Below are 21,293 nucleotides of genomic sequence, written 5' to 3' on the forward strand. Positions count from 1 at the left end.
CCTTTTTTCACCGTGAAGCAGGGTTTTCCGGTCTTGACACATTTTGGCTTTCGTAATAGAATAATACCAGCAATTAATCTTCGGGGCAAGGTGAAAATCCTTACCGGCAGTATAGTCTGCGAACGGGGCGTGCGTTTCCGCATGTTCCGCCGAACCGGTGAAATTCCGGTACCGACGGTGACAGTCCGGATGGCAGAAGATTGGATAGCCGCTTTTTGCGCGTTCCGTCCCCGAACACATCTGCTGTTCGGGGACTTTTTTCTATCCAATTCCGAGTCCGATTTTTTGCAAATCCCATTTGAAAGGACCGGTTGCTATGAAAAAGACCAATGTCAGACAGATGACCATGACCGCGGTATTGGCCGCGCTCGCCTTTGCGGCGGTCGCGCTGATCCGCATCCCCGTCGTGATGTTCCTCAGCTACGAGCCGAAGGACGTTGTCATCACCATCGGCGGCTTCCTGTTCGGGCCGCTGACTGCGTTCGTCATCTCCGTGCTTGTCTCCTTTGTGGAGATGATCACCATCAGTTCCACAGGGTGGATCGGGCTGATTATGAATATTCTGTCCACCTGCTGCTTTTCCTGTTTGGCCGCGTACATTTACAAGAAAAAGAAAACCCTTACCGGCGCGGTCACCGGATTGCTGAGCGGCTGCGTGCTGATGACTGCGGCCATGCTTTTGTGGAATTATCTGATTACCCCTCTCTATATGGGCTATCCCAGAGAGGCGGTGGCGGCCATGCTGCTGCCGGTCTTCCTGCCCTTCAACCTGATCAAGGGCGGCATCAACGGCGTGCTGATTCTGCTTCTCTATAAACCCCTGGTCACCGCCCTCCGCCGGGCGCACGTTTTGGAAACGCCGGAGGGCGAAACCCAAACCAAAGTGCATGCCGGCGTGATTCTGGTGTCCCTGGCGCTGCTTTCCACCCTGATTCTGGGCGCGCTCGCCCTGGCAGGCGTGATCTGATTTTGAAAGCACAAGGAAACGGCAGCCTCCCATACCCTTCCACTTCTATAAAAGAAACAGGAGCGATACCTGCCGTAACGGCCGGGGAATCGCTCCTGTTTTCAGTTTTCCGCTGTGCCAGGGGATGTTCAGTCCTCAATAGCCGCTTTCCTGCTATTCACCTGCCGGAAAAATTCCACATCCATTTTGGGAGTACGGTCGTAGTAATATACGCCGTTCTGTTCCTGCTCCACATCTGTAAGCTGGGTGTAACAGAAACCAAACATGCGGGGATTGTCCAGCAATTCATCCGTCAGCCCCTGATAGCGCTGCTGGTATTCTTTCAAAGTCTTGGGGCCGTTTCCATAACCCCATGCCTTTTCATCCTGACTGTCCGCCGCCCATTTGATCCCGCCGTATTCGCTGACAAACATAGGCTGGCCTTCCTGATACTGCTGCCGCTCCGCGAAACGGTCGAAGAAGAGGCCCGTTCCTTCTTTGAAGGGGCGGTAAGTCTCTGCGAAAGCGGCGACATCCTGTTCGTAATCGTGAACGTCAAAGATATCCGTCTCCACATGGAAATTCCCGCTGGTGTCAATACAGGGACGCGTGGGATCCAGCCGTTTGGTCATCCGGTAGGTCAAAGCCAAAAGGCCGTCAATCTGCTTTCTTCCCTGGCAGTCCCAGGTTTCATTGAAGGGGCACCAGCCCACAATGGCAGGGTGATTGAAATCCCTCTGCACCGATTCTGTCCATTCATTGAGGAATGGCTCGAAAGCCTCAGGCTCGGAATGGTCCAGGCCCCAGCTGGCCATCTCGCCCCATACCAGATAACCCAGCCTGTCGCAGTGGTACAGGAAGCGGGGTTCAAACACCTTCTGATGCAGCCTGGCTCCATTGAAACCGGCGGCAAGGGAAAGGCGGATGTCACGTACCAGCGCCTCCTCCGTGGGCGCTGTGTAGATGCCGTCCGGATAAAAGCCCTGATCCAGCACCAGCCGCTGAAATACGGACTTTCCATTGATCAGGAAGCGATACCCGTCCAGCTTCACCTCACGCAGCCCGAAATAACTCTTGACGCGGTCTTCCCCGTAGGTGAGCTCCAAATCGTACAGCCGGCCCGCGCCGGCCTCCCACAGGTGGATTTCCTCTAGCGGCAAAGTCAGGGAAACGGTTCCTCCGCCGGCTTCCGTCGCAGCGGCGCCGCAGGCCTTTCCCTCATAGGAAGCCTGTGCCTGCAGCGTGCCTTCTCCCAGCACTTCCGCCACTATGGTAAGGGTTCCCGTCTTATAATTAGGATAATACCGAGCGTTTTTTACATGGCATTCCGGTGTGAATTCCAGCCATACCGTCTGCCAGATTCCCGTGGTACGGGTATAAGAGCAGGCATAGGAGGCATAGCGGTCGCTCTGCTTGCCTGTGGGCTGCAGCGGGCTTCTGGTGTCGTCCTCCGCATAGACCACAAGATGGTTCTCTCCTGCCTGCAGCAGGGAGGAGATTTCAAAGGCAAAGGAGACATAGCCACCCTGGTGCCGGCCAGCCTCTTTTCCGTTGACAAAAACCCGGCAGTCATAGTCCACCGCTCCAAAATGCAGATAAACCTTACCTTCCAGCTCCTGCTCTGTGATCTCCAGGGTGCGGTGGTACCAGACCGCAGGGATAAAATCCTTATAACCAATCCCGCTCAAATCGCTTTCCGGGCAAAAGGGTACCAAAATTTTTTCCTCAAATTCCGTGCGCTGTGCAAAGCCCTTTTCCAGGCCGCTTCTGTTCATATCAAATGCAAAATCCCAGGTTCCGTTCAGGCTTCTCCAGTTCTTCCGCTCAAACTGCGGAAATGGGTGTTCCGGTCTTGGCATTGTTTCCATTGTCATACTTCAACTTACTTCCTTTCTTGGGGTATTCTATTTTGCTGCAGGACATTTCCTGCTTTGCCTCGCCTTTTGCGTCACTGAGAGACAAACCGCGCCGGACGGCCTAAATCCCCTCCTGCGGACAGCGTTTTCCGGCGCTGCACCACAATAGGTCTGAGCACCGGCCTTGTTCAGCGCTTCCCTTGAAAGCAGCGGTCTGCAGCCGCGGCACGCCGGCCGCCCTTGAGGCAAGGTTTTCACCCCGCTTGCATTTCTTGCAGTATACCGCTATAATCAACGGAAAGAAATAAAAGAAACACGCATAAAAGTGAGGAATTCAATCCTTATGGAACATATTGTCACCTTTTTGCCGGGTCAATTTGCCAAAGAAGATTTCTTCTGCGTCGAGATGACAGGGATCACCTATCCGGACAGCCGGTACCGGATTGAGCGGGAGTGCTCCGACATCTATTGTCTGGAGTATGTGATTGCCGGGGAGGGCCAGATTGAGACAGGCGGCAGGCTTTTTCGGCCCAGCCAGGGAGACGTTTACCTTCTCCCCGTCGGGTCAGCTCATTGTTACCGGTCGGATCCCTCCCATCCCTGGGAAAAAATATGGATGAATGTTCGGGGCAGCCTGTGTGATTTTCTTGTACGCAGCTATGGGCTGGGAAGCCAAACCCTGTTTCCCGCCTGTCCGATTCTGCCCCTGTTTCAGGAATTCCTGCGGCTGTGTGAGAACAGGGAAGAAAACGAAGAGGCCCTGTACCGGAGGACGCCGCTGCTGTTCCACGAAATCCTGCAGAACCTGGCCGCGCACACCGAGGGGCAGAACAGCCGGATTCCCCAGCCCGCCGCCAGGCTCCGCGCCCTATTGGACCGGCATCTATACGACAGCCTCAGCATTTCCGATTTTTCCCGCGAGGCAAATCTCTCGCCTTCCCAGCTGACCAGAATATTCCGCCGGGAATATGGCTGCGCCCCCTACGACTACCTGCTCTCCCAAAAGATAACGGCGGCCTGCATGCTGCTGAAAAACACAGGGCTTTCCGTCAAGGAAATCGCCTATCGGCTCGCCTTTTCCGACGAGCATTATTTTTCCAATCTGTTCAAACAGAAAACAGGCGTTTCCCCCGGAAAGTACCGCTGTTCCCAACCGAAAAAATAAAGACGCTGATCCCTTGGCCAAAGGGAAACAACGTCTCAATTTTCAGCGCAGACGATACGATCAGGAATTCCTGCCAAACACCTCAAATTTGAGCGTACGGGGGATAAACTTCTTGATGGCCTCCTGCAGATCCTCATCCGGGTCAAACACCACCAGGGTCTTGCCGGTTTTGCTGCTCTGCACAATCATATACCAGGATCCCTCGCAAGCCGCCGTTCTGACAGCAAAGATACGGGAATCAAACGAACGGTTTTTCAGCCGGGCTTCCGCCTGGGTATACACCCCGATATCCTCCGCACTGCTGCACTCGAACGCCGTCATGCGTTTTCTGGAAGAACGGTTCATGATTTTATCGATGGAGATATAGCCGTTGGTCAGGCTGTATTCATATTCCAGCATCCGCATGGTCAGCAGCTTGTAGCCGCCGAACACCAGACCGGCAGCAGCCAGCAGGCCAATCATAAACAGGCCGTATTGCATGCTCAGCAGCAGGAGAATCGGCATCAGAACCATCACTGCAAGCACAATTCCCACTATAATCAAAATATCCTTGGTATCGAATTTCTTCTTAACCATCCTCTCGATAAAAACGTCGCCCATGCTTTCCTCTCATCCTTTCAACGGCCCTGTCAGGGCACAGCGTGCATAATAATTGATATTGTAGCACATCTGCCGCGCCGATTCAATAAAACTTTTGGAAACTTTTCGAAGGATACGTATCAATCCAGACGGTACAGGTTTGCCTCATAAGGCCGCAGCGTTTCCTGAATATTTCCATAGCTTCCCAACAGAAGCGCTCCGCCCTTTTCCACAGGGCGTTTCAGTTCCCCGCAGGAAAGGTTCAGTTCTACATAGAAGGTTCCTTCTTCGTCCCTGCGCACATAGCCAAAGAAATCCTTCCGCTCCCGGCAGACCGGTTCGAAGCTGCCGTAAACCAGAGTCTTGTACTGCTTTCGCAGCGCAATGGCCCTGCGGTAAAAATTGAGCACAGAGTTTTCTTCCTTCTCTTCTGCTTCCGCATTGATCGCAGTATAATTGTCGTTCAGGCGCAGCCAGGGCGTTCCTGTGGTAAAGCCTGCGTTCTCTCCGGCAGTCCACTGCATGGGGGCTCGGCTCTGATCCCGGGTGCCCGGGGCGACAATGGAAAAGGCCTCCCGCTCTGTTTTGCCCTCTGACAGCAGCTTTTTATAGTAGTTGACCGCTTCCACATCCCGGAATTCAGAAGAGTCGCGGAATTCCACATGGCACATGCCCAGCTCCTGGCCCTCATACAGGAAAGCCGTGCCGCACAGGGTCATTTCCAGCAGGGCCATAAGCTTGGCGGCCGGCTCCCGCTCCGTTTCTTTCCTGGTGATTTTCGACAGGAACCGCGGATTGTCGTGGTTGTCAAACACCAGGGTCATCCAGTTGTCGGTGTCCTGTACCGCCTGGGTGTCCAGCAGGTATTCCTTCAAATAATTCAGGTCATAGCGGTAAATGCTGTATTTGTCGTGCCCGGGAGTGTCAAAATGGCTGAAGCAGAAGGTGGTATTCAATTCCTTCCGGCTGTTCAGCGTCATGCTGACCTGGGTGGCTGCTCCCAGGCCGCAGCCCTCTCCCACCGTATAGCTGTCATAACGGGAAAAGACACGGCGGTTCATTTCCTGGAGATACTGGTGCAGACGGGGGCCGTACACATAATGCTCCATTCCGGTGATTCCTCCAGCTTCTTCACCGTCCGGCAGACCGTCAAATTTGGAAATCAGGTTGATCACATCCAAGCGGAAACCGTCAACCCCCTTCTGCATCCACCAGTTGAGCATGCCGTAAATTTCCTCCCGCAGCTCCGGATTTTCCCAATTTAAATCCATCTGTTTCCGGCTGAACAGGTGCAGCGCCCATTCCCCTGTCTGCGGATAGTAATTCCAGGCGGGCTCCGAGAAAAAGGAGCGCCAGTTGTTGGGCGGAACTCCATCTCCCTTTCCCTTTCTCCAGATATAGTAATCCTTATATTTGGAGGAAGGATCAGAAAGAGCGGCTTGGAACCATGCATGCTCGTCAGAGGTGTGGTTGAGCACCATATCCATAATGAGGCGCATGCCCCGGGCGTGCGCCTCCTCCAGCAAGCAGTCGAAATCCTCCATGGTTCCGTAATCCGGATGGATTTTTTGATAATCCCGGATATCATAGCCGTTGTCGTCATTGGGAGAATCGTAGATCGGGCTGAGCCACAGCACGTCGACCCCCAGGCCCTTCAAATAATCCAGCTTGGAGCGGATTCCGTTGAGGTCACCGATTCCGTCCCCGTTTGAATCGCAAAAGCTCATGGGGTAGATCTGGTACATCACGGCTTCCTTCCACCACGTGCGCTCGTACTCTCCTCTGACCGGCACGTGAAGAGGCACGCTGGTGGCCTCCACCCGTTTCCATAAAGGCTCCAATTCTTTGACCTCTTCTTCGGTGTATTCCGCGGCAGATTTCAGCTTGCCCATCTGGGCAAGAGACTCCTGGGCAAAGGGCTGCAGCAGCAGCTCCTCAATATTCTGTCTCAAACTCCATCTTCCTTCCTGTTTTGTGTTTTAAAATCACTCTTTCTCAATTATAAAAGATTTCTCTCCCCAGTACAAGTGCGCGAAAAATTTTCGCCGCAATCCATCAGGAAAGGAACTTGAAACCGCCGGCCTTTTGTGCTATCATAAGGCAAACGCTGTGAAAAAGGAAAGTAGTCCCGCTGTCGGCGCGAACAGAGAGCATGTGCCACCGGCTGAAAGCACAGGTACGCTGCGGGCAGGATGAAGTTCCCTTTGGAGCGGCGGAGCTGAACCCGGCGCAGATTGCCGGCTGTAGGTTCCGACGTGAGCGGCACGTTACCGGCCGTAAAAGAGGGCAAACCGCTTTTTTCCCAACAGGAGGAAAGCTTTCTGCCGAAATTGGGTGGTACCGCGTAGTTTACACTTCGCCCCATGGTTTTTGGGGCGAAGTTTCTTTTTGCCCAAAGCCGGAACGCACAGAAAAACTGAGAAAGGATCGAAGCAAATGAATGAAAAAATCAGTTCGCTGAGAGAAAGCTTCGAGCGGGAGCTGGAAGCTGCTAAGAACAGCGAGGCCGTCGAAAAACTGAGGGTGGCCTATCTCGGCAAAAAAGGTTCTGTTACAGAGCTTTTGAAGGGCCTGAAGGACGTCAGCGGCGAACAGAAAAAAGAAATGGGCCAGCACATCAATCTGCTGAAAAAACAGGTGGAGGAAAAAATCGGCGCGCAGATCGAAAAGATCAAGGCCGCTGAAGAGGAAGCGTTGGTGGCTTCCGCAGAGCAGTACGACGTCACGCTGCCTGTAACGGAGGCAGAAGGCTCCTATCACCCCATCACCCTGGTACAGCGCCAGCTGGAGGAAATCTTCGCCTCCATGGGCTTCACCATTGAGGACTATTCTGAAATCGTGGACGACTACCACTGCTTTGAGGCTCTGAATATCCCGAAGCATCATCCCGCCCGGGATATGCAGGACACCTATTATCTGGAAAACGGCCAGCTGCTGAAGACCCACACTTCGGCCGCCCAGAACGCCATCATGAAAAAATATGGCGCACCCCTGCGCGCCATCTTCCCGGGCCGCTGCTTCCGCAACGAGGCCACGGACGCCTGTCATGAAAACACTTTCTTCCAGATGGAAGGCATTATGATTGACAAGAACATCTCTATTTCCAACCTGATCTACTTCATGAAGACCATGCTGTCCGAGGTCTTTGAGCGGGACATTAACGTGCGCCTGCGCCCCGGTTTCTTCCCCTTCGTGGAGCCCGGCTTCGAGCTGGACATCTCCTGCCTGATCTGCGGCGGCGAGGGATGTCCCTCCTGTAAGAACTCCGGCTGGCTGGAGCTGTGCCCCTGCGGCATGATCCATCCCAATGTGCTCACGGCAGGCGGTATCGACCCCGAGGAATACACCGGCTTTGCCTTCGGCCTGGGGCTGACACGCCTGGTGATGATGAAGTACGGCGTCAAAGATATCCGCGACCTGAACAGCGGGAACCTCAAAGCGCTGTCCCAGTTCCGCCATGAATAAGAGAGAGCGGCTGGCAGCCGCCTTGGAAAACCGGGAAACCGACCGTCCGCCCGTGGGTTTCTGGTACCATTTTCCCGATGGGGCGGACGTGGTGGAATCCCAGCTCCGCTTTTACCGGGAAAGCGGAATGGATTTCTGCAAGATCATGTGCGACGGGTACTTTTCTTATCCCAACCCGGGCCTGAAGGAAGTCCATCGCGCAAAAGATCTGTATCAGCTGAAGCCCATGGACCCCGGCCATCCCTATTTCCGGGAGCAGGTGGAGCGGGCGGCCCGCATCGTCAGGGAACTGAAAGAGGAATGCTTTGTCTTTTACAGCATTTTCTGCCCCATGTCCTACCTGAGGTTCGGCACGTCCGAGGAACAGGTGATGGCTTTTTATCGGGAGGATCCGGAGGCCTTTGCCTACGGCTTGTCCGTGGTTGCCGAAGACGCCTCCCGCCTGGCAAGGCTTCTCATCACCGAGGCCGGCTGCGACGGGGTCTACTACAGCGTTCAGAACGCCGAGCTTTCCCGCTTCTCCTTCGAGGAGTACCGGAAATACGTCACCCCTTCCGACAAGGCCGTATTGCTGGAGGCTGAAAAATACAGCCCATATAACATCCTGCACTGCTGCGGTTGGGCAGGGGATAAAAACCGGGTTGAGGTCTGGCAGGATTACCCCGGCGCCGCGGTCAACTGGGCCGTATATGTGGAGGGCCTACCTCTTCCCAAAGGGAAAGAATTTTTCGGCGGACGCTGTGTGCTGGGCGGCTTCCAGAACACCAAGGACGGCGTCCTCTACCGAGGGAGTAAGGAAGAGGTTTCGGAATTCACCGCCGGCTTGATTCAAGAAGTTGGCGGCCGCGGCTTTATCCTGGGGGCAGACTGCACTGTACCCGGGGACATCAGTATGGAACGTCTCCGTTGGGTTGCGGAGGCTGCTGAGAAGTACAAGGAAAGGACGGTAGGCAAATGTTAATTTCAATGAACTGGATCGGCGATTTCGTCGATCTTTCCGGGCTGGACCTGGAGGCTTTAATCCGCAGGTTCACCCTTTCCACCGCCGAGGTGGAGGATATTTTCCACATGGGAGAGGATCTGAAGGACGTTGTCGCTGGAAAAATCCTCTCCGTAGAAGCCCATCCCGATTCCAAAAAGCTCCATCTGCTCAAGGTGGACGGAGGAGACCGGGTTTATGATGTGGTCTGCGGAGCGCCCAATGTGCGTGAAGGCCTGATCGTCCCCTTCGTCAAAGAAGGCGGCAGGGTGGCCGGTATGGACATCCGCTGCGCCAAAATCGCCGGATACGAATCCCACGGCATGTGCTGCTCGGAACACGAACTGGGCATTTCCGCCGACCACTCCGGTTTGATGGAGCTTCCCGGGGATACGCCGGTGGGCATGGATATCACCGAGCTTTACGCCATCCGGGACATTGTGTTCGAGGTGGATAACAAGTCTCTCACCAACCGTCCCGACCTTTGGGGACATTACGGCATCGCCCGGGAATTTTCCGCCCTTACCGGCCGCGGGCTGAAGCCCTTGGAGACGGTAGAGCTCTCCCGGTTTGATTCCCTCCCCCCCATTGATATTCAGATTCTCGACAAGGAGCTGTGCTACCGTTACACTGGCTTGAAGGTGCGCAACATTCAGAAAAAGGTAAGTCCGGTGGATATGCGCATCCGCTTGTTCTACTGCGGCACCCGGGCCATCAACCTGCTGGCAGACCTCACCAACTATCTGATGCTGGAAATGGGCCAGCCCATGCACGCTTTCGACTGCGCCAAGGTGGACTGCATCGAGGTCAAACGGTTCGACGCCCCCTTCTCCTTCCAAACGCTGGACGGTACGGAGCGCCGGATTGATGAAAACACCCTGATGATCTGCTCCAAGGGGAACCCCGTGGCCGTGGCCGGCATCATGGGCGGCCTGGATTCCGAAATTGAGGACGACACCGACAGCCTGCTGCTGGAATCCGCCAATTTCGACGCGGTGAGCGTGCGGAAATCCTCTACCAGGCTGGGGCTTCGCACAGACGCCTCAATGCGGTACGAGAAGACGCTGGATCCTGAGATGACCATGCCTGCCATCGGCAGGTTCCTAAAGCTGCTGCTGGACATCGACCCCGAGGCCCAGGTGATCTCCCGGCTGACCGACGTATATGAAAGGCATTATCCCGAAATTACCCTCAGCTTTGACAAGCATTATGTGGACCGTTACACGGGAATCGACATTGAAAACGAACAGATTCTGCAGACCTTAAATTCTTTGGGCTTCTGCACCCGATATGAAGACGGCGTCTTCCAGGTAAAGGTTCCCTCCTGGCGCGCCACCAAGGACGTGACCATCAAGGCCGACATCATCGAGGAAATCACCCGGATTTACGGATATGACAATTTCCGGATTTCCACCACTCACAGCGCCCTGGTGCCGGAGAAGAAGAGCGCTGGAAATAAATCGGACAATTTTGCAAAGGATATTCTGGTACAGCGGTATCACCTGCACGAGGTGAATTCCTACATCTGGTTCGACGCCAAAAAATGCAGGGAATTGGGCATGGAGACGGAACAAAACGTCAGGCTCCTGAACGCCCAGACCCCTGACCACGAAATTCTGCGCAACAATATGGGTCCCACGCTCCTTGTCTTCCTCAATGAAAACAAGACTTTCTCCCCCGATTTCGGCATTTTCGAAATCGCCCGTGTGGCGGAAGGTCTGAAGGAAAACGGTGAATGCAACGAGCGGAAAAAGCTGGGCATTGCACTGTACAGCCGCCAAAAATCAGAAAAAGAGCTGTATTTTGAGCTGTTGGGCATGCTTAAGACCCTGGGCCGAGATATCAAACGCGCCGGGTTCACCTTTGCAAATACGGCCCCGCTGCACAGCTGGCAACATCCCCGCAACACAGCCTCCGTAACCTGCGGCGGAAAAACGCTGGGCTGGCTCTGCACGGTCCATCCCTCCGTGCTGGGCAAGCTGGATAAAAAGGCTGCTGTGGCGGTTGCTCAGCTGGATATGGACGAATTTGCCGCCATCCCTGCCGCCGACCCCGTATACCGGGAACCCTCAAAATTCCCAGGGATCGATATCGATCTCTCCGTGGTTCTGCCGGAGGGCAAAAAATTTGCCGATCTGGAGCCCGCTTGGACTGGAATGCAGCAGGATCTGCTCGCCGGAGTCTCCCTGATTGACTCCTTCGAACTGGCGGGCGCACGCAGCGTCACCCTGAGATTCGCGTTTTCCTCTCAGGAAAAGACTCTCTCCAAGGATGAAGTACAGCCCTATGTGGACAAAATTGTGGAAAGCTGGAAGTCCCTGGGTGTAATCCTGCGAGGCTGATCGGGAAATTCTTTGAGAAACGGCTTGAATTTCACGCTGTTATCATGTATTATTTAAAGTAGGAAAGTTTTGAAACGATTTGGAGGTGTTCCACATGCCGGAGGATTATTCGAACAATACGATTACCTTTTCCCTGGAAGAGGTACGTGAAGCAGATATGAAGAAGATCCTGCTTACGGTGTACGATGCGCTTAAGGAAAAGGGTTATAACCCCATCAGCCAGATTGTGGGATACATCCTTTCCGAGGATCCCACGTATATCACAACCCACAACAATGCACGCAGCCTGATCAGAAGAATCGACCGCGACGAGCTGTTGAAAGCCATGGTGCGTTCTTATCTGGGCGAATGACAAACTTTTAGAAAGCGCGGTGATTTTTTGAGCGAACAGAACAAGCAGCAGTTTCCCACCTACAAGGGAAAGCCCTTGGTGCGGTGCGGTGATACCATTTATTACGGCAGCATGAAGGACAAATACGTCATCAAAATGGACATCAAGTCAAAGAAAAAGGTCGGCGACCTGGACGTGGCAGACAGGGTGACGGTACAGCTCATGTACACGGATCCTGAAATCCGTACCAGGAAACAGATCGTAAAAACCAGCGAAAAGAACGGCCTTTATTTGGCACTTGACATTGCCGACGCTTGGCTCACCAGAGCCTTATCGGAATAAGTAAAACCGTTTTTTGACGCCATCACTGGAAGAACCGCTTTCGGGCGGTTCTTTTTCATTTCTCCCAGCTGGGTATTTGACGCATAGGTGCGTCAATGTTATAATGGCAAAAAGCGTTGTCCAGGAGGAAACCGCAATGGATATGGAACCGAACATGCAGCCCCGGCCAAACGGGGGATATCAACAGCAGACCAGCGCGCCGCAGCCGGAAAACCCACAGCAGGGCTGGTCTCAGCCGCCCATAAGAAACCGGCAGACCGGCGCGCCGCAGGGCTGGACGCCGCGGCCGGAAAATCCACAGCAGGGCTGGTCCCAGCCGCCCATGGGGAACCGGCAGACCGGCGCGCCGCAGGACTGGGCGCCGCGGCCGGAAAATCCACAGCAGGGCTGGTCCCAGCCACCCATGGGGAACCGGCAGACCGGCGCGCCGCAGGGCTGGACGCCGCGGCCGGAAAATCCACAGCAGGGTTGGTCCCAGCCACCCATGGGGAACCGGCAGACCGGCGCGCCGCAAGGCTGGACGCCGCAGCCGGAAAACCCACAGCAGGGCTGGTCCCAGCCGCCCATGGGGAACCGGCAGACCGGCGCGCCGCAGGGCTGGGCACCGCGGCTGGAAAACCCGGAGCAGGACTGGGCGTTCCAGGGAGCACCGCAGGAACAGCATATGCCTCAAAAATTCTGTAAATTCTGCGGCGGCAGAATTCCCGCAGATGCCGTGATCTGTGCCCTTTGCGGACGTCAGGTGGAAGAACTTAATATGGGTTCCCGCAACATTGTCATCAACAACTCCAACGACAGTGTAAACGCCAATGTGAACACCAGCGTGAACACAAATCACCGAATGGACGCATATATGGCTTCCAGGGCAAGGAGCAAATGGGTCGCATTTCTTCTCTGCTTCTTTCTGGGCCTTCTCGGAGCGCACAAATTCTATGAGGGGAAGACCGGCATGGGGATTCTATACATTTTTACAGCCGGATTGTTCGGCATTGGGTGGCTGATCGATCTCATAGTGCTATTATGTAAACCGAATCCTTATTTTGTTTAAATGCAAACTATCTTTCACTCCACAGCGCGCATCTGTATAAAAACTGGAAGGCGGTTTGATCAATTATTTGCCGCCCAAATACCGGCCCGATTCTCTGCAGCTGAGGTTTGATTCTTGAATCCCAAAAAGTGCCTTTGAAACCGGTTGTTCACCGCCAGTTTCAGAGGCACTTTTCCTGTGGACTTTTAAAGCTATTTAACGGCAGCTTTCCCCGTTTCAGCGAATTTTCTGATTCTTTTCATTGACAAAAACGCCCCGGAACTGTTCTAAGCCGAAACGCTGGGTAAACCACTGGCATTTACACAGAAACAGGTAATAAACATTAAGGCCGCAGCCATGAAGGGTTTCAAAATTCCCCTGTCCCTTGGAAACGATCACATCCGCTTCCTCCAAAGCAGCGTGCGCCTCCGGACAGATTCGGGAAAGCTCTGTCCCCGCAATCCCCGTTCCGTTGGGAAGGATACGGAACTCCTCTGTAAGGCCTATCTCCTCCGTGTCCTCCAAGGTGACGTCGTTGAGCACCTCGCTCCCCCGCACCAGCACAGTGATGGAAAGTGATGGGTACTGCCTGCGGATTTCACGGAGAAGCAGCCGGTCCAGCACAATTTCCCCGCAGTTATCCGCACAGAACGCCAGACGCGACGCTTTCGCCAGGTCGGCGCGGAATGCAGCATACTCGGCGGCGTCCACCTGTTCTTCAGAGGCCCTTTTGAGCAGACTGTCCAGTTTTTCATCGTCCACACTGCCCATAGCGCCAAAATCGATGTAATTCCCCACCCTGGAAAAACGGAGCGCCGCCAGCAGGGGATCGGCAGATTTTTCTATCTCCTGGGAAATCCCGGCCTCCCTCCGCAAAAGTTCCCCATTATACCTGCGCTTCAACTCCCGGAAGCTGTAGGGTTTCCCAAAAAAGCGTTCGTGCAGAAGGCTGAGCTGCTCCGTTACCACCGGGGCGGAATCCTCTTCCCGCGCATTGGCGACGGTTCGGAGAACTTCTCGGAAAAAAGCGGATTTTTCCTCTTCCCCCGGCAAATTTCGGATGGCCTCTTCCTGCCGGCTGACCATACAGGCCATGCAGGAGGCGCTGAGCTTCATCTGCCGGCTCCATAGGTGAGAAGCGCGGTCTGCCGCTCCATCCCCTTGATGATGGAGATGGTATCCCCGGGATACCTGACCCACTTCCCGCAGAGCTCCAAAAACTCTTCCACGCCGGAGATGGGCTTCAGGCCAAAGGTTTCCGAACGGTAGTGCATGGGAAGGATCACAGTGGGCCGAAGCTCCTCCGCAATCTCCCAGGCCCCGGCAGCGTCCACTGTGTAAAAACCGCCCACCGGCAGCATCGCCGCATCCAAACCCTGCAGCTGCTTTTTCTGCTCCGACGTCAGCTCACAGCCGATATCCCCAAAATGGGCAACCTTAATCCCGCCGGCCTCCAAAACATGGATTTTATTTTCCCCGCGGAGCGCTCCCTCCTGATCGTCGTGGTAGGTGGAAATCACCGTAACCTGAAAGGGGCTCTCTTTTTTCTCCCGGGGCAGCCGCACCCCGGCAGTATAATTATGGTCGTGGTGGCCGTGGCTGCAGAGCACCTCGTCCGCCTGTATGTCAATATCGGCACAGCCCGGCACGCTGCCGGGTTCAAAGGGATCCAACACAATGGAATAGTCCTCACAAGTAACCTGGAAGCACGCATGCCCCAGCCAGCGCAGTTCAATTGCCATGACAGATCATCCTTTCCGTTTTTCCCGGGAACGAGGGACCCCCAAGGCCGCAGAGCCGCCTGAAGCCCGCACAGGGTTCCTTCCGGTTTTTTTAAGTATATCACAGAAACCTTTATTGTACCAGACAGCAAGTAAGGGAAAGTAAATTTTTCAGATAATATATTTCTCCCGAATCATTTCAGAAAAGTTTTATCTCTTTCTATAAATTGTTTGTATCTTTTAGAAATAATTTATATTTATCAAAAAAAATTAACAAATTTTACAATTTTTATTTTTTATTTACAAATCCCGGATCATGTGCTATAGTGAAAGGCAAGAGGTGATACCAATGAATCGTTTGAGGGGACGGATTATTAACATATAGATTCCATAGACAACGACGAATATTGGGAAGTCTATTTTTAAGAGGATCCCACGATGAAAACTCAAAAAGCGCCAGACAGAAAAAAGAGGTTCTCAATATTCCTGCTGGTTCTCTGCTTGGTGGGATATGCCGTTTTCGCGGCTACCCGATACAGCGGCTATTCCACCTATGTTCCCTTCACCGGGCAAATCTTCCGGCTAAAGGCCGGAGAGGTGGAGAGTGTCCGCATCACAAACGGGTCCACCGGCGTTACCTGTAACTACGCCGAGGGAGAGGAAGGCTTTTCCGACCTGCTGGACACGCTGAACTCCCTTCGCTACTGGGCCTGGATTCCCGACCCTCCCGTGGCCAGGGGCGGGTACGAATACGTCCTTTGGATTCAGACCGGCGGGGAATCTGTCGGTTTTCAGTTTACTTCCAGATCAATTTTGGTGAGGGGCATTTGGTACCAAGTCAGGGGGCCTCAGCTGGGCCGACTGGCGGAGCTGGTGGAAAAATGAGTAATCTTCCAATAAAAAAAACGACGGGCGCAGGCTTTTGTCTGCGTCCGTCTCCCTCCGTTTTTCCGGGATATCCGTTCAGGGATGCTTTTCTCCGGAGGCCTCTATTACCGACTCCGCCGCCTCCTTGGCATTTTTGCTGTGCCGGTGCAGCAGCGCCTGCACGCTGTCGTCCGCATCCTCCATCTCCCTGGGAATCTCCATGGGTGAGAGCTGCTGATAGGACTCCAGCTCGGCATTGTTGATGGGCACGCGGTACATCAGCCCCGTACACTCGTTGGCCGACGCCACATTGGAAATGTCCGGAAACATTTCCGGATCCGGCGTTTCATGCTCCCGGTAATTTATCTTTTTCCCTGTATCTTCCATTGCTGCTTCACACTCCTTCCCCGTTATTTTTCGGCGCCGGGCAAATAAATATACCTGGCGTTTTTTTGGAAAGGTAGTAATCAAAAAGATTGCAGCATAACAATGAAACGGAATTTTCTGTTTTTTCGGGAAAGGTACGGTGAAGAAAGTGATTAACAGTTATACACAGGCCTTTGCGCACCGGCTTTCAGGACGGGCAAACGCATGGGCGGCCATCCGCGGCGGTCAGGAATACCCGCGGCTGCTGGGGACCGTAAAATTTTTTCAAACCCAGGCCGGGGTCCTGGTCCTTGCGGAAATCCACAATCTGCCCTATGAGCAGGGCCCCTGCGAAAACAGCGTTTTTGGATTTCACATTCATGAGGGGCGTTCCTGCGACGGTATGACCCAGGAAGAATTTTCGGCGGCAGAGGGCCACTTTAACCCGGACGGCTGCCCCCATCCGGCGCACGCGGGGGACCTGCCTCCTCTATTTGCAAACCACGGCTACGCGTGGAGCGCCTTTCTTACCAGCCGTTTCACCATTCGCCAGGTTTTGGGGCGCACTCTCATCATTCACGGGAGTCCGGACGATTTCACCACCCAGCCTGCCGGGAACTCAGGCAAAAGAATCGCCTGCGGTGAAATCCGCTGAAAAAGGAGACTGCGGCAGAGGATTCTCTGCCGCAGATTTTTTCATTCCGATCATAAGGATTTTTCCATTCTGAAAAAGGAAAATACTCCATGCTCCGGGGAGACTCCTGAACACGGCAAAGCCGCTTTTTATCCTCTGGGGTACTGTTCCCGCAATTTCGAAATCAAGCCTGCTCTAGGCGTACCTTCCAGACGCTTGATATAGGACTCCAGCATACCGCGGCAGTGCTCCGGGCCGCCTTCCCGCATCACGGTCCAGAGGGGATCCTCCGCATAGTCGGACTTTTTCATCATCTCATCTGTCCAGTCCAGCACGATTCTGGCGCCCTGGGCACAGAGTTCCGGATGCTCCTCCGCCAAATTGTGCTGCTGGTGGGGATCTTCCTTCAGGTTGAACAGCATCTCCCGGGGAAGCAGATGATAGCCTCCGTGTATTGTGCGCACATAGAGGTAATCCCCAAACCGGGCGCTGCGCTGGCAGACATGGCAGCACTGGGTGAGCACCACGCTCTCTCTGGCGCAGTCCTCCCCTTCCAGCAGGGTTCCGGCATAGGAAACCCCATCGTAATCATAATTGCCCGCAATTTTCGTTCCAAGAAGCTCCTGCACGGTGGGGAGAAGATCCACATTGTCATGAAGGCCCCTGGCGACAAAGTTCTTTTTGGCTCCCGGCCATTTGATGATCATGGGAATGTGGCAGGTGGGTTCGTCCGCCGTGGCATGCTCGCCGTAAATGCCCAGCTCTCCCATGTTTTCACCGTGGTCCGAGGTGATGATGACAGCCAGATCATCCCCATAGAGGCCTTTTTTCTTCAGCAAGTCCAGAATCTGCGCTATATTGTCGTCCGTATAGCGGACACCGCAGTCATACTGGTCGATCATGTCCTTCATGTCCGCCATGTTTTCCAGCCTGCCGGGATGACGCGGGAACTGGGGCGAGGTGGAATCGTCCCACATGGCAATTTCGTTGGCGCTGTGCGGCCCCACATGCATCAGGTGCTCTGAAAACACCTCCTCCGTGATCCACGGGGCCGGCAGCGGTTCGTCCGCAAAGGGATTCCCAAAGGATTCCGGCGCCCTGTAAGGGGTGTGGGGATCCCAGAAATGGACATGCAGGAACCAGCTGTCCTGATCCCCGTTGCGCTCGATCCAGTCCAGCACGTGAGGAGTTACTGCTTCAGCGGACTCCCCGCCGCGGCCGCCCACGTTAAAGCACTCGTTGAAGCCTGCATTGAACCACCAGGCGGAATGGCGCTCCGCAAAGGTGGAAAAGGACACGGTGTGCATTCCTGCTCTCCGGAACTGCATGAACAGGCCGTTTTCGCTGCAGTCGTCGGTGAAATGACGGCTCTCCCCCTGCAGGCGCAGGTCTGCGGCTGTGCCGCCGTGGCCCACCACCCCGTTGCGGATGCCGTACCTGCCCGTGATCAGGGAGGCACGGGAGGGCAGGCAGGGCGCGTTGGGACAGTAATAGTCCTCAAAACGAACCCCTTCCGCTGCAACGGAATCTATGGCCGGAGAGGTATTGCGTCCGTAGCCGTAGCATCCCAGATGGTCGCTGCGCAGGGTGTCGATATCGAACATGATAACACGCATAAAAACAACTCCTTTTTATTACAACCCCAGGCCTGCAGGGCGCAGGACCTCCAGGGCGGATTTTACAGTACCGGATTTCGGCTGTGCTGCCTGTCAGCCCGCATCGGATTTATCATAAAGGGCTACAATATAGGGATGATTCTCGTCGTATTCCGTGAGCGGCTTGGGATCAGGAACACACAGGCAGGGGCGGATCTCCGAACCCGAAACGCCGCCGCACTCGTCTCCCAGCCGCCCTGAGAGCTCCCGGGCACGCGCTTCCAGCTCCGCTGCGATTTCCGGTTTTTCCTGATAAAGATCATGGGCTTCGCCGATATCCGTTTCCAGGTCGTACAGAGCAGGATTGGGCTTTCCTTCCAATGTTCTGTGCAGCTTCCACCTGCCCGACCGGTAGGCGGCCAGGTTCTTATCCCGGTAATAGAGCATTTCCTTTCTGACCGGTTTGTCCTCCCCCAACAACAGCTCTGAAACGTCCACACCGTCAATGGGACCGCCCTGCAGGGGCATTCCCAGTATGGAAGCAAAGGTGGGCAGCAGGTCAATGTTGGAAGCCATGTTTTCCACCACCGCCCCCTCCTTTACATGCCCTTTCCAGTGAACGATAAACGGCACACGCATACCGCCCTCCCAGACGGTAAATTTTGTGCCCCGCAGCGGCGCATTGCTGGCGCCGTGATCCCCGCGGGAGCCGTTGTCGGAAGTGAAGATCACCATGGTATCCTCATAAAGGCCCAAGCGCTTTAGTTCCGCCACCAGCGCCGCCACCGACCAGTCCACACTGGCCATGCATGCGCCGAAGTCCCCGTTTTCCGAAGACGTGACAAAATGGTGGGCGGCATACAGCGGAAGGTGGACATGCATCTGGGCAAAGTACAGGAAGAAGGGGGTATCCTTGTTCTTACGCATAAAGCGGATGCACTGCTCCACATAACGTTCCGTCAGGCTTTCCTGGTCTGGCTGCTGCTCGATCACCTCGTCTCCGGACACCAGCGGCAAGGGCGGCATCTGGAGAAAGTTCTTATCCTTCCTCTGCTGCATTCCCATATCATTGCTGTAGGGAAGACCGTAATAATCGTCGAATCCAAATCTGCAGGGCAGGCTTTCCGGCTGATCCCCGCAATGCCATTTTCCCACAATCATCGTGGCATAGCCCGCGTCATGAAACATCTGCGGCATGGTGTACTCAGCCGGATTCAGGCCGTAGGGCTCGCCGGGAAAGAGCACCCGGGTAATGTCCACCCTCGTGGGGAAGCAGCCCGTCATCAGCGACGCCCGGGAAGGGGAACAGACCGGGGATGCCGCATAAAAAGAGGTAAAGCGCACCCCCTCTTCAGCCAGTTTATCGATGGTAGGGGTGTGATTGACTTTCGAGCCATAGCAACCCAGGTCGCCGTAGCCCATATCATCACAGTTGATGAGGATCACATTGGGTTTTCGTTCCATATTGCTGTTCATCTTCCTTTCTCAGAACCGGCGTTTCGCCGGTTTTTTCCGTTTCAAATCACCTTCGAGGAACCACGTAAGAGGTATGCAGGAACCAGCACAGCAGCTCTTTCTCCAGTTCCGCCTGCACCTCCCGAAGCTCCGGAGCCCCCGTTGCATTTTTGAGTTCCTGTGGGCCGGCCTCCAATCATAGAGTTCTCTTTTCCATTTGGTATACGCCGCTAATTATACCGGCTGCTGCGTAAGACGCTTTCAGAGACCTCCTGCTGCCGGCGCATTTTCAGATAGTAATGGGGATCAGACCGGCGGCTGAAAATTCGATGTGGCCGCCGGATTTCCATAGGAGGAAAGGCTGGAAGCGCGCATCTCGTCCGGGGAGAAAATCACAGAATGCAAGAAGAATCACCCTTTCTCAGTTTAGAGCCTGCTGAATCAAAAAAGCAGCTCCGCCCAGAACGCCAGATCCCAGCATCACCGTGATGGGGCTGGGCTTCCACTTGCGCAGTACGAAAAAGCAGCCGAGCACCAGCACAGCGGAGATCCAATCCGGAATTCGGAACCCGCTGCTTAAGCCCGCTTCTCCCCACAGGGCCAGCAGCAGCATGTTGACCCCGGCGCAGGCAATCAGCGCTACCACCGCCGGCCGCAGGCCGCTGAGAACTCCGCTGAATACCGGCTGGGAACGGAATTTGAAATACACCTTTGCCAGCAGTGTGACGATGAGAAAGGAGGGAAGCACACAACCGAAGGTGGCAATCAGCGCCCCGGGCAGGCCCGCCACACGGATGCCTACAAAAGTGGCCGCATTGACGGCGATAGGTCCAGGAGTCATCTCCGCTATGGTCACCAGATCGGTAAACTCTGTCAGCGTCAGCCATTGGTGCAGGTCTACTACCTGAGACTGGATCAGCGGCATGGCGGCCATTCCGCCGCCAAAGCTGAAAAGCCCCACCTGGGCAAAGCTCCAGAACAGCTTAAGAAACACCAGAATCACTGCAGCTTCCCCCTTTTCGCATCCGCTATGGCGCGCAGGGCTCCGAAAAGGCCGCAGGCCAGAATGACAAAGATTACATTGACGCCGAATGCCCAGGCCGCAAGGAAAGCCGCCGCCATCACCAGAACAGAAGAGATACGCTTCTCCTTAAAAACGCCTCTCCCCATGGTGTAGACCACGTCGGCAATCACGGCGACCACGCCTGCCCGCATCCCCTTGAGCACCGCGGCTACCACAAGGCTTTCCCGAAAAGCCGTATAGAACAGCGAAATCACGGACAGCACAATCATGGGGGGCAGTATGGTGCCCAGGACCGCTGTCAGCGCCCCGGGCAGACCCGCCACCCGGTATCCCACCAAAACTGCGGCATTCACCGCTACCGCTCCCGGCGAGGATTGGGCTATGGCGGTAAAATTGAGCATCTCCTCCTCTTCCAGCCAATGAAGCTCCTCCACAAACTTCCTCTTCATCAGCGGGATAATCACATATCCCCCGCCAAAAGTAAACGCACTCAGGCCGAAGGATGATAAAAAAAGCTTTCCATATACATTTTTATCCGCTTTCATAAAAGCCACCCTTTCTGAAAACAGTATACCGCTTGTAAATCCATATGTAAAATA

The 21,293-nt window shown here is 54.7% G+C and carries 21 protein-coding genes and 1 riboswitch; of the genes, 10 read left to right on the plus strand and 11 right to left on the minus strand.

From position 1 onward, the window contains the following. Nucleotides 1-72 precede the first annotated feature (72 nt). A riboswitch (FMN riboswitch) is annotated at nucleotides 73-205 on the plus strand. 111 nt (nucleotides 206-316) lie between these two features. After that, complete coding sequence (locus tag BN3911_RS15635) at nucleotides 317-967, plus strand: ECF transporter S component (protein WP_066867242.1); 651 nt, start codon at nucleotides 317-319, stop codon at nucleotides 965-967. A 128-nt stretch (nucleotides 968-1,095) separates the two neighbouring features. Here the strand turns inward: BN3911_RS15635 and BN3911_RS15640 are convergent, their stop codons facing one another. Continuing rightward, a complete protein-coding gene (locus tag BN3911_RS15640) occupies nucleotides 1,096-2,820 on the minus strand; it encodes a glycoside hydrolase family 2 protein (protein ID WP_066867243.1) in 1,725 nt (574 codons plus the stop codon). A gap of 325 nt (nucleotides 2,821-3,145) precedes the next feature. On the opposite strand from BN3911_RS15640, the gene BN3911_RS15645 reads away from it, so the two are divergent. Next, nucleotides 3,146-3,967 carry an AraC family transcriptional regulator gene (locus BN3911_RS15645; protein ID WP_066867245.1) on the plus strand — a complete coding sequence of 274 codons (822 nt, stop codon included), beginning with the start codon at nucleotides 3,146-3,148 and terminating at the stop codon, nucleotides 3,965-3,967. 60 nt (nucleotides 3,968-4,027) lie between these two features. On the opposite strand, the gene BN3911_RS15650 is transcribed toward BN3911_RS15645, so the two are convergent. Both BN3911_RS15650 and BN3911_RS15655 read right to left on the minus strand, forming a co-directional pair. Beyond that, nucleotides 4,028-4,567 (minus strand): DUF6106 family protein, encoded by a 540-nt coding sequence (locus tag BN3911_RS15650; protein WP_066867247.1) that lies wholly within the window; start codon nucleotides 4,565-4,567, stop codon nucleotides 4,028-4,030. 119 nt (nucleotides 4,568-4,686) lie between these two features. After that, nucleotides 4,687-6,498 (minus strand): alpha-glucosidase, encoded by a 1,812-nt coding sequence (locus tag BN3911_RS15655; RefSeq protein WP_147578634.1) that lies wholly within the window; start codon nucleotides 6,496-6,498, stop codon nucleotides 4,687-4,689. A gap of 484 nt (nucleotides 6,499-6,982) precedes the next feature. Here BN3911_RS15655 and pheS point away from each other — a divergent pair, with 484 nt between their 5' ends. The 6 genes from pheS to BN3911_RS17665 all read left to right on the plus strand — a co-directional run bounded on the left by pheS (nucleotide 6,983) and on the right by BN3911_RS17665 (nucleotide 13,053). Next, nucleotides 6,983-8,011 (plus strand): phenylalanine--tRNA ligase subunit alpha, encoded by a 1,029-nt coding sequence (pheS, locus tag BN3911_RS15665; RefSeq protein ID WP_066867251.1) that lies wholly within the window; start codon nucleotides 6,983-6,985, stop codon nucleotides 8,009-8,011. A 22-nt stretch (nucleotides 8,012-8,033) separates the two neighbouring features. Beyond that, nucleotides 8,034-8,972 (plus strand): uroporphyrinogen decarboxylase family protein, encoded by a 939-nt coding sequence (locus BN3911_RS15670; protein ID WP_242871147.1) that lies wholly within the window; start codon nucleotides 8,034-8,036, stop codon nucleotides 8,970-8,972. Next, nucleotides 8,966-11,332: a phenylalanine--tRNA ligase subunit beta gene (gene pheT / locus BN3911_RS15675; RefSeq protein ID WP_066867255.1), complete on the plus strand. Its 2,367-nt coding sequence runs from the start codon at nucleotides 8,966-8,968 to the stop codon at nucleotides 11,330-11,332. Before BN3911_RS15670 ends, pheT begins: the two co-directional genes overlap by 7 nt. A 94-nt stretch (nucleotides 11,333-11,426) precedes the next feature. Next, the gene (locus BN3911_RS15680) at nucleotides 11,427-11,684 is read left to right on the plus strand and encodes an IreB family regulatory phosphoprotein (protein ID WP_066868075.1); all 258 of its coding nucleotides are present in this window, start codon (nucleotides 11,427-11,429) and stop codon (nucleotides 11,682-11,684) included. 27 nt (nucleotides 11,685-11,711) lie between these two features. Then, nucleotides 11,712-12,005, plus strand: coding sequence for a hypothetical protein (locus BN3911_RS15685; RefSeq protein WP_066867257.1), 294 nt, complete (start codon nucleotides 11,712-11,714; stop codon nucleotides 12,003-12,005). A 136-nt stretch (nucleotides 12,006-12,141) separates the two neighbouring features. Then, nucleotides 12,142-13,053: a TM2 domain-containing protein gene (locus BN3911_RS17665; RefSeq protein ID WP_242871148.1), complete on the plus strand. Its 912-nt coding sequence runs from the start codon at nucleotides 12,142-12,144 to the stop codon at nucleotides 13,051-13,053. 216 nt (nucleotides 13,054-13,269) lie between these two features. On the opposite strand, the gene BN3911_RS15695 is transcribed toward BN3911_RS17665, so the two are convergent. Together BN3911_RS15695 and BN3911_RS15700 are read right to left on the minus strand one after the other, a co-directional pair. Continuing rightward, entirely contained in the window at nucleotides 13,270-14,232 is a 963-nt protein-coding gene (locus BN3911_RS15695; RefSeq protein ID WP_242871149.1) for a damage-control phosphatase ARMT1 family protein, read from the minus strand. Beyond that, entirely contained in the window at nucleotides 14,145-14,774 is a 630-nt protein-coding gene (locus BN3911_RS15700; RefSeq protein WP_066867261.1) for an MBL fold metallo-hydrolase, read from the minus strand. The genes BN3911_RS15695 and BN3911_RS15700 overlap by 88 nt, the downstream gene beginning before the upstream one ends. A gap of 417 nt (nucleotides 14,775-15,191) precedes the next feature. Here BN3911_RS15700 and BN3911_RS15705 point away from each other — a divergent pair, with 417 nt between their 5' ends. Continuing rightward, nucleotides 15,192-15,638: a hypothetical protein gene (locus tag BN3911_RS15705; RefSeq protein ID WP_066867263.1), complete on the plus strand. Its 447-nt coding sequence runs from the start codon at nucleotides 15,192-15,194 to the stop codon at nucleotides 15,636-15,638. A gap of 78 nt (nucleotides 15,639-15,716) precedes the next feature. On the opposite strand, the gene BN3911_RS15710 is transcribed toward BN3911_RS15705, so the two are convergent. Then, on the minus strand, nucleotides 15,717-16,007 hold the full coding sequence (locus BN3911_RS15710) for a hypothetical protein (protein ID WP_066867264.1): 291 nt from the start codon (nucleotides 16,005-16,007) through the stop codon (nucleotides 15,717-15,719). Between the two features lie 148 nt (nucleotides 16,008-16,155). Between BN3911_RS15710 and BN3911_RS15715 the strand changes: the two genes are divergently transcribed. Then, a complete protein-coding gene (locus BN3911_RS15715; protein ID WP_082942325.1) occupies nucleotides 16,156-16,641 on the plus strand; it encodes a superoxide dismutase family protein in 486 nt (161 codons plus the stop codon). A 128-nt stretch (nucleotides 16,642-16,769) separates the two neighbouring features. Here the strand turns inward: BN3911_RS15715 and BN3911_RS15720 are convergent, their stop codons facing one another. From BN3911_RS15720 to BN3911_RS15735, 5 genes are all read right to left on the minus strand, one after another. Further along, nucleotides 16,770-18,236, minus strand: a complete 1,467-nt coding sequence (locus BN3911_RS15720) for a sulfatase family protein (protein WP_066867266.1) — start codon at nucleotides 18,234-18,236, stop codon at nucleotides 16,770-16,772. Nucleotides 18,237-18,329: 93 nt separating this feature from the next. Then, complete coding sequence (locus tag BN3911_RS15725) at nucleotides 18,330-19,679, minus strand: sulfatase family protein (RefSeq protein WP_066868084.1); 1,350 nt, start codon at nucleotides 19,677-19,679, stop codon at nucleotides 18,330-18,332. A gap of 58 nt (nucleotides 19,680-19,737) precedes the next feature. After that, the gene (locus tag BN3911_RS17730) at nucleotides 19,738-19,866 is read right to left on the minus strand and encodes a hypothetical protein (RefSeq protein ID WP_256191493.1); all 129 of its coding nucleotides are present in this window, start codon (nucleotides 19,864-19,866) and stop codon (nucleotides 19,738-19,740) included. A 225-nt stretch (nucleotides 19,867-20,091) separates the two neighbouring features. Next, complete coding sequence (locus BN3911_RS15730) at nucleotides 20,092-20,673, minus strand: chromate transporter (protein ID WP_338086356.1); 582 nt, start codon at nucleotides 20,671-20,673, stop codon at nucleotides 20,092-20,094. Beyond that, nucleotides 20,670-21,239, minus strand: a complete 570-nt coding sequence (locus BN3911_RS15735; protein ID WP_066867268.1) for a chromate transporter — start codon at nucleotides 21,237-21,239, stop codon at nucleotides 20,670-20,672. Before BN3911_RS15735 ends, BN3911_RS15730 begins: the two co-directional genes overlap by 4 nt. Between the last annotated feature and the right edge of the window lie 54 nt (nucleotides 21,240-21,293).

Origin of the sequence: Neglectibacter timonensis, from assembly GCF_900048895.1 — a bacterium.
In the GTDB taxonomy this organism is placed as follows: Bacteria; Bacillota; Clostridia; order Oscillospirales; family Acutalibacteraceae; genus Acutalibacter; species Acutalibacter timonensis.

Excerpts from the sequence above, each read along its gene's own strand:
- BN3911_RS15635 (WP_066867242.1), top strand. The coding sequence starts at position 317 with ATGAAAAAGACCAATGTCAGACAGATGACCATGACCGCGGTATTGGCC.
- BN3911_RS15640 (WP_066867243.1), bottom strand. The coding sequence starts at position 2,820 with ATGACAATGGAAACAATGCCAAGACCGGAACACCCATTTCCGCAGTTT.
- BN3911_RS15645 (WP_066867245.1), top strand. The coding sequence starts at position 3,146 with ATGGAACATATTGTCACCTTTTTGCCGGGTCAATTTGCCAAAGAAGAT.
- BN3911_RS15650 (WP_066867247.1), bottom strand. The coding sequence starts at position 4,567 with ATGGGCGACGTTTTTATCGAGAGGATGGTTAAGAAGAAATTCGATACC.
- pheS (WP_066867251.1), top strand. The coding sequence starts at position 6,983 with ATGAATGAAAAAATCAGTTCGCTGAGAGAAAGCTTCGAGCGGGAGCTG.
- pheT (WP_066867255.1), top strand. The coding sequence starts at position 8,966 with ATGTTAATTTCAATGAACTGGATCGGCGATTTCGTCGATCTTTCCGGG.
- BN3911_RS15680 (WP_066868075.1), top strand. The coding sequence starts at position 11,427 with ATGCCGGAGGATTATTCGAACAATACGATTACCTTTTCCCTGGAAGAG.
- BN3911_RS17665 (WP_242871148.1), top strand. The coding sequence starts at position 12,142 with ATGGATATGGAACCGAACATGCAGCCCCGGCCAAACGGGGGATATCAA.
- BN3911_RS15700 (WP_066867261.1), bottom strand. The coding sequence starts at position 14,774 with ATGGCAATTGAACTGCGCTGGCTGGGGCATGCGTGCTTCCAGGTTACT.
- BN3911_RS15705 (WP_066867263.1), top strand. The coding sequence starts at position 15,192 with ATGAAAACTCAAAAAGCGCCAGACAGAAAAAAGAGGTTCTCAATATTC.
- BN3911_RS15710 (WP_066867264.1), bottom strand. The coding sequence starts at position 16,007 with ATGGAAGATACAGGGAAAAAGATAAATTACCGGGAGCATGAAACGCCG.
- BN3911_RS15720 (WP_066867266.1), bottom strand. The coding sequence starts at position 18,236 with ATGCGTGTTATCATGTTCGATATCGACACCCTGCGCAGCGACCATCTG.
- BN3911_RS15725 (WP_066868084.1), bottom strand. The coding sequence starts at position 19,679 with ATGGAACGAAAACCCAATGTGATCCTCATCAACTGTGATGATATGGGC.
- BN3911_RS15735 (WP_066867268.1), bottom strand. The coding sequence starts at position 21,239 with ATGAAAGCGGATAAAAATGTATATGGAAAGCTTTTTTTATCATCCTTC.